This window comes from Methylobacterium sp. WL7, from assembly GCF_008040085.1.
GTDB lineage: Bacteria > Pseudomonadota > Alphaproteobacteria > Rhizobiales > Beijerinckiaceae > Methylobacterium > Methylobacterium mesophilicum.
Genome location: NZ_VRVG01000196.1, coordinates 1 through 6,594 on the forward strand (window position 1 = coordinate 1; position 6,594 = coordinate 6,594).

General features: G+C 66.6%; 4 protein-coding genes and 1 pseudogene. 3 read left to right on the forward strand and 2 right to left on the reverse strand.

Going from position 1 to position 6,594, the window contains the following annotated elements:
- Window positions 1–213 precede the first annotated feature (213 nt).
- Window positions 214–1,767, forward strand: coding sequence for an ISL3 family transposase (locus FV233_RS27490; protein ID WP_147899419.1), 1,554 nt, complete (start codon window positions 214–216; stop codon window positions 1,765–1,767).
- A 123-nt stretch (window positions 1,768–1,890) separates the two neighbouring features.
- Here FV233_RS27490 and FV233_RS27495 read toward each other — a convergent pair whose 3' ends face one another.
- Complete coding sequence (locus tag FV233_RS27495) at window positions 1,891–3,429, reverse strand: ISL3 family transposase (protein ID WP_147899420.1); 1,539 nt, start codon at window positions 3,427–3,429, stop codon at window positions 1,891–1,893.
- Between the two features lie 377 nt (window positions 3,430–3,806).
- Here FV233_RS27495 and FV233_RS30695 point away from each other — a divergent pair, with 377 nt between their 5' ends.
- Complete coding sequence (locus FV233_RS30695) at window positions 3,807–4,307, forward strand: hypothetical protein (protein WP_187278248.1); 501 nt, start codon at window positions 3,807–3,809, stop codon at window positions 4,305–4,307.
- A 133-nt stretch (window positions 4,308–4,440) separates the two neighbouring features.
- Here the strand turns inward: FV233_RS30695 and FV233_RS27500 are convergent, their stop codons facing one another.
- Window positions 4,441–5,388 carry an IS481 family transposase gene (locus tag FV233_RS27500; RefSeq protein ID WP_147899421.1) on the reverse strand — a complete coding sequence of 316 codons (948 nt, stop codon included), beginning with the start codon at window positions 5,386–5,388 and terminating at the stop codon, window positions 4,441–4,443.
- A 139-nt stretch (window positions 5,389–5,527) separates the two neighbouring features.
- Here FV233_RS27500 and FV233_RS27505 point away from each other — a divergent pair.
- Window positions 5,528–6,463: pseudogene (locus FV233_RS27505) on the forward strand (IS110 family transposase); the annotation flags it as partial.
- Window positions 6,464–6,594 lie beyond the last annotated feature (131 nt).

Genomic DNA, 6,594 nt, shown 5'->3' on the forward strand with positions numbered 1-6,594 from the left:
TCTTGAGATACGTCGCCACCGCATGCAGCCGTGGGCCGAACGGCGTGCCCCGCGCCGCCTCCGGCACCGGCGCGACGACCCGCACCCCGCAGGTCGGGCAGTGCACGGCCAACCGTCGATGCTGCGTGTGTTTCGGCGTGCAACTTTGGGTCTGACTCACTTTCGGTGCAGGGGAGTTGATGGATCTCGGCTTCGGTCGTCGGAGATCCTGCCATGCCTCGCAGCCTGCATCCCAACTCGGTAATTCCGCGCGGACTCGTCATCGATCATGTCGAGATCGGCTCTGGCCTGACCATCACCGCCCGACCTGTCGCCACCCTGGCCCGGTGTCCAAGCTGCGATCGGCCTTCGTCTCGAATCCATAGCCGCTACACGCGTACCCTGTCCGATCTGCCTGTCGCCGGGAGACCCGTCGTCATCGATGTCGGCGTCCGCCGCTTACGCTGCGTCGGGATAGACTGCCGGACCAGGATCTTCGCCGAGCGGCTCGGGCCGGATCTCGCCGCTACCTACGCCCGGCGTACGGCCCGGCTCGACTGCATCGTGCGTCATCTGGGCCTTGCCCTCGGCGGCAGGCCCGCTGCCTGCTTCGCGCGTCGTCTTATGGTCCCTGCCAGTCGGGATACGATGCTCCGAACCGTGCGCCGCCGTGCCGTCCGTCCGGTGGAGCGTCCGAGCGTGATCGGCATCGACGACTGGGCCTTCCGTCGGGGACAGCGCTACGGCACGCTGGTCTGCGACCTGGAACGGCGACGTGTCATCGCCCTGCTACCGGATCGAGAGAGTAGCACGGTCGAGACATGGCTCGCCGCTCACCCCGAGATCACCATCGTCGCCCGTGACCGCGGCGGTGGGTATGGGGAAGCGACAGCGCGGGCTCTACCCCATGCCCTTCAAGTCGCCGATCGCTGGCATCTGATGGAGAATGCCAGCGCTGCCTTCCTCGACGCCGTGCGCAAGTCGATGGCCGCCATCCGCATCGCGGTGGGAGCCGCGACGGTCGATCCCGAACGTCTGACCTGCGCCGAGCGCCTGCAGTACGACGGCTATCTTCGGAGGGAGGCGACGGGCGAGGCGATCCTGGCTCTGTCGCGACAGGGCATGCCGATCAAGAAGATTGCCCGGACGACCGGGCACAGTCGCAAGCTCGTGCGCGACGTGCTTCGCGGTCTGACCGGCGACGTCTTCCGCGCCCGCCAGAGCAGCCTGGATGCCCATCTGCCCCGGCTCGATGCCGAATGGGCGGCCGGCTGTCGCAACGGGGCTGAACTCTGGCGTCGGCTTCGCGCGAACGGGTTCACCGGCAGCTTGCGGGTGGTCGGGGAATGGGCGACGCGGAGGCGACGCAGTGAGCGGGCGCCGGAGGGCGCGCCCAGCAGGGTGCCGTCAGCGCGGATCCTCTCCCGGCTGACGACGACGGGGCGGGACAGCCTGACGAAGGCCGAAGCCGTCCTTGTGGCGACGATCGAGGGGGAGGTGCCGAGGCTCGACGAGGCAAGGGCCCTGTTGTCGCGCTTCCAAACCATGATCCGCGAACGGCGTCGATCCGATCTCGATACCTGGATCGAGGCTGCGGCCCGCAGCCTTCTGGCGTCCTTCGCCGGCGGCCTGCTCAAGGACAAGGCGGCTGTCGCTGCAGCTCTCACGCAACCATGGTCGAACGGCCAGACCGAAGGGCAGATTACCCGCCTGAAGCTCGTGAAGCGACAGATGTTCGGCCGCGCCAAACTCGACCTGCTCGAAGCTCGGCTGATCGGTACACCATGAGCCCCCCTGCATCGAGATTGCGCCAGACCCAAAGTTCGACGCCGATCCAGGGTCAATGTTCAGGTTCTTCCGCACTTTCGGTGCTGAAGGTTTGGCATCCGATCAAGCTTTGCCGATCCCGGCTCATGCAGGATGCAGGACGCGTTTGCGCAGGAGATCGAAACCGGCGCGACCGTACATGCTCCGCTTGATCAGCTTGAGGCGGTTGACCTGCCCCTCGACGGGGCCGTTGCTCCAGGGCTCGACGATAGCGGCGCGCACGGCTGGCTCGTCCTGCCGGAGCCCGGTGACGAAGCCGCCGAGATCGGTCGCGGCTGCAGCTTCCAGCCAGGGCGTCAGTCCGGTGGAATCGTTCTGGCGCAGGAGCTCGGCGAAGGCGCGTATATCCTTGGCGGCCTGCTTCAGCTTCGGCGCGGCGCTGCAGAGCGCTTCGGTGAAGGCGAGATCCTCCCGAGACAGCGAGGTCGGGTCGGCGGTGAGCCAACGGGTGATGCGGCGCGTCGAGGGGACCCGGGCGGACGGTGATCTCGCAGGCGCATCCTGCCTCCGTCGTGAGGCCCAGCGCCGGACGATGTCGTAGCTGCCAATGAAGCCCTGCGCGTGCAACTCGCGGTGGAGGACGGTGGCGCTGTGCTGGCCCTCCCGCCAGCGTGCCTCGACGAAGGGGAGATAGCGATCGAGCAGGCTCGAACTCGGTGCGCGGCGGTAGGACATGAACCGGCCCGCCCGCACCCAGCGGCGCACGGCGTTGCGGGATGCGCCGAGACGGCGAGCGATCTCTTTGGTCGGCAGACCTTCGCCGTGGAGGCACAGGGCCGCCTCGCAGCGGTCGCGTCGCCAGCTGCTCACGTTCGTTGGCGCTGTCTTCGTCTTCGCCAGATCAGGGGAGCCGGCGGGGTCGTGCACGGCGCGGTGCGCCACGTCTCGGATCTCGGACTGGTGCCGCTCGACGACGCCGCGCAGGGCCTCGGAAGCGTTGACGAGCAGGTGCCAGCGATCCGCGACCTGCGTCGCCGTCGGTGCTCCCGTGCGCGCGGCCTCGGCGTAGGGTCCCGAACGGTCACGGCTGACGACGGTCACGCTTGGATGGGCGGTGAGCCACTCCCGCACCGGTGCCGACGGGCGGCCGGGCAACAGATCGATGACGCGCCGCCGCTCCAAGTCGCACACGATGGTGCCGTAGGACCGGCCGCGCCGCCACGCCCAATCGTCGATGCCGATGACCCGCGGCGGCGGAGACGGTACGGTCCCGCGACGACGGATCAGGCGCAGGACGGTGTCGCCGCTGACAGGCATGGCCAGCCGCCGCGACAACCTTGCGCCAGCCTCACCACCCGGCACCATGCCGATGTCGGTCTGCGCCGCGGCCAACCGGTCGCTGCGGCGCGCCTTGCGCGTACCCAACCCTGGCACGCGTTCGGCAAAGATCCGCCCCGGGCAATGGCCGCAGCGGAAGCGGCGAACCTGCACCCGCCACGTCACTGACCGGTCCTGCCAGGGCAGGTCGTCGAACGTCCGCCAATACCTGCTGTGCACCCGCACTGACGCCCGCCCGCAGACCCGACAGCAGGCTTGGGCTGCCGTGGTTCGGGCGGTGATCAGCAACCCGGAGGTGTCCAGCGTCAGACCATCGACGTGCAGGCCGTCCGGGACCGACGGCAACGACGGGTTCGAGATCAACATCGCACTGCCCTCGGGCCAACATGCGAATCAACGTCCAAACCACCGCTCAGCACCGAAAGTGCGGAAGAACCAATGTTCAACGCTGTTTGACAGGAAGGACGCCGCGACGCCGAGGCGGATCTGGTGCGCGGCTATGCCGGCGCCGTTCGCAGCGCGATCACCGACGACGGGCGCGCACCGCTCGATGCGGCTGGGCTACGGTTGAAGGGGCGATTTGAGAAGGTTGCCGGCAGCCCGGAACGAGTGCGCTCAATAGGGGGGCCTCGCGCCCGCTCGCGCGGCTCGCGCTCCTGATCGGACGGGCGCTCGCCGGCACCGCCGCGCTCTGGCCGGTGGTACGCCCAGGCTTCGTCTTCGTGCAAGCCGCCGCCCGCCTGCTGGCCAATCCCGCCGCCGAGAAAAGCGCCAAGGTCCGGCGGCGCTTTGACGGCCTGCTCGCCGCGAGGCAGCGCCACCGTCGACGCGTCGTCGATCTCGGCGCGGCCCTCGACCACTTCCGCAAGGTTGCGCGGAGTTATCGGCCTGGGCTGTTCCATGCCGCCGACGTCCCCGGTCTGCCCCGCACCAACAATGCCCTGGAGCAACGGTTCGGCTCGCAAGGCTACCACGAGCGCCGCGCCACCGGACGCAAGACGGCCTCGCTCGGAGCGGTGCTGCGCGGGGCGGTCCGGCTCGTGGCCGGCATCGGCACACGGGCGCAGGTCCTGTCTCGACGCGATCTCTGCCGGGTCGATCGCGCACGGTTGCAAGACCTGCGCCGATCCCTCGACCACAGGCGACAAGCCCGCGTCGCACGAACCCGCTTCCGACGCGATCCTGATGCCTACCTCACCGCCCTCAAACGCCAAGCCCAATAGTGGCTTTGCCGTCCTAGAAAAAAAGGTCCGCATGTTTCCGGAAATGCTCAGTGACGCTCGCTTTCAACGAGCAGCATGCGAGCAATTGGCCCGTGCGTCTCATGTGCCGCGTGCTCGAAGTCTCTCACATTGGCTAGGTGTATGGTCCCGGGATGAGGTGTGACGGGTCGATCCTGAAGCGATTGGGTTCTTTCGTCCAGGCGTTCAAGATGAACTCAGTTGGTGTCAGGCCCCGCAGGGTCTTGAGCCTGCGAGCATGATTGTAGGCATCGACGAACAGGTGCAGATGCGTTCGAAGCTGGTCGTGGCTGTCGTAGTGGTAGCGCTTGACCGTCGCCTCCTTGATCGTGCGGTTCATCCGCTCGACCTGTCCGTTGGTCCAAGGATGGTTCACCTTGGTAAGCCGATGCTCGATGTCGTGCTCGTTGCAGACGCGGTCGAAGATGTGCTGGCTATCGTAGATGTCCTGTCGGCGTGATGTGAACTGAACGCCGTTGTCTGTGAGCACGGTGTGGATGCGGTAAGGCACCGCCTCGATGAAATCGCGCAGGAACTGCGCCGCCTCCATCTTGCCGGCGCTCTCCACGAGCCGAACGAAGGCAAACTTGCTGGTTCGATCAATGGCTACGAACAGCCTGAGCTTACCTTCGGCCGTGCTCACCTCAGCGATGTCGACGTGCACATAGCCGATGGCGTAGGTCGCAAAGCGCTGCTTCTTGGGTTTGTTGCCGTCGATCTCGGGTAGTCGGCTGATGCCATGCCGTTCCAGGCAGCGATGCAGCGAGGATCGCGTCAGGTGCGGGATCGTCGGCTGCAAGCCGTAAAGGCAGTCGTCAAGCGGCAGCAGGGTGTGCCGGCGGAAAGCGACAATGATCGCTTCCTCCTCAACGGTGAGCACGGTGGAGCGCGGTTCCTTGGGCCCCATCCGGGCATCCGCTGTGCTCGTCCGTTTACGCCACTTCTGCACCGTCGTCGGACTGACGCCGTAGCGCTTGGCCAGCGACCTTACGCTCTCTTCACGTAGCTGGATCGCGCGACGGACTGCCTTGTATCTTTGAGTTGCCCGCTGGAGTGAAGCCAGTGAGGCTACAAGGTGAGGGTCAGCCCGTGTTTGCCTAGGGTTTTCTAAGCCCGCGACAGAGCAAGGTGCGGCCCTCACCGCCACAGTCCCGAACCCGGACAGCCGCTCGGGCCAGAGCCCGCATTTGCAAGGTAGGGTCATGGACGAACAACCCACCATCTTCGTCGGCATCGACGTGTCGAAGGATCGTCTCGACGTTCACCTCAGACCGTCGGACGAGGCATTCCATGTCCCGCGTAACACCAAAGAGCTGGATACTCTCGCGCGTCGGCTCAGTGGCTTACCTGTGGCCCTCATCGTCCTGGAGGCTACCGGTGGCCTCGAGGCGAGCGTCGCTGCAGCACTGGCCGCTGTCGGGCTGCCGCTTTGTATCGTCAACCCGCGTCAGATCCGCGACTTCGCCAGAGCGATGGGCCGGTTGGCGAAGACCGACACGCTCGACGCCGAGGTCATTGCCCTCTTCGCCGAACGCATCAGACCACCGGCCAGGCCCTTGCCGGAGCCGGAGAGACGGCACTTCGCCGAGTTCGTGAGCCGGCGGCGGCAGATCATCGGGATGATCTGCATGGAGACCAACCGTCGCGATCAAGCCGTGGACAAGCAGCTGACCCGGCGGCTCGACCGACACATCGGCTTCCTGGAGAAAGAACTCGCAGAACTCGACAGCGACATTGGACAAGCCATCAAGGCCTCTCCGGTCTGGTGCGAGACCGAGGCGCTGCTCAAGTCCGTGCCCGGGATCGGTGACGTGACCGCACGCACGCTTCTGGCCCAGTTGCCCGAGCTCGGCACCATCGGGCGCCACCAAATTGCGGCGCTCGTCGGCATCGCTCCCATCAACCGCGACTCCGGTCTGATGCGAGGTCGAAGATCCATCGCGGGTGGACGAACCTCGGTGCGGGGCGTGCTCTACATGGCCGCTCTGACCGCGATCCGGCGAGGCTCTCCTTTTCGGTCCTTCTACGAGCAGCTGACCCAGCGAGGTCGGCCGAAGAAGGTCGCCCTCGTCGCCGTGATGCGAAAGCTCCTGGTGACGCTCAACGCCATCGTTCGCGACCGCACGCCCTGGCGGTCGATCACTGAACCGCACCGGGTTTCCCGGAGGCCATTTGGTTTGGGTCAGGCCGCCAAGGCTTGGACCTCGGCCTGGGCATAGTAGCGCGCTTCGGCCTCGGCGGGCGGGATATTCCCGATCGGTTCGAGCAG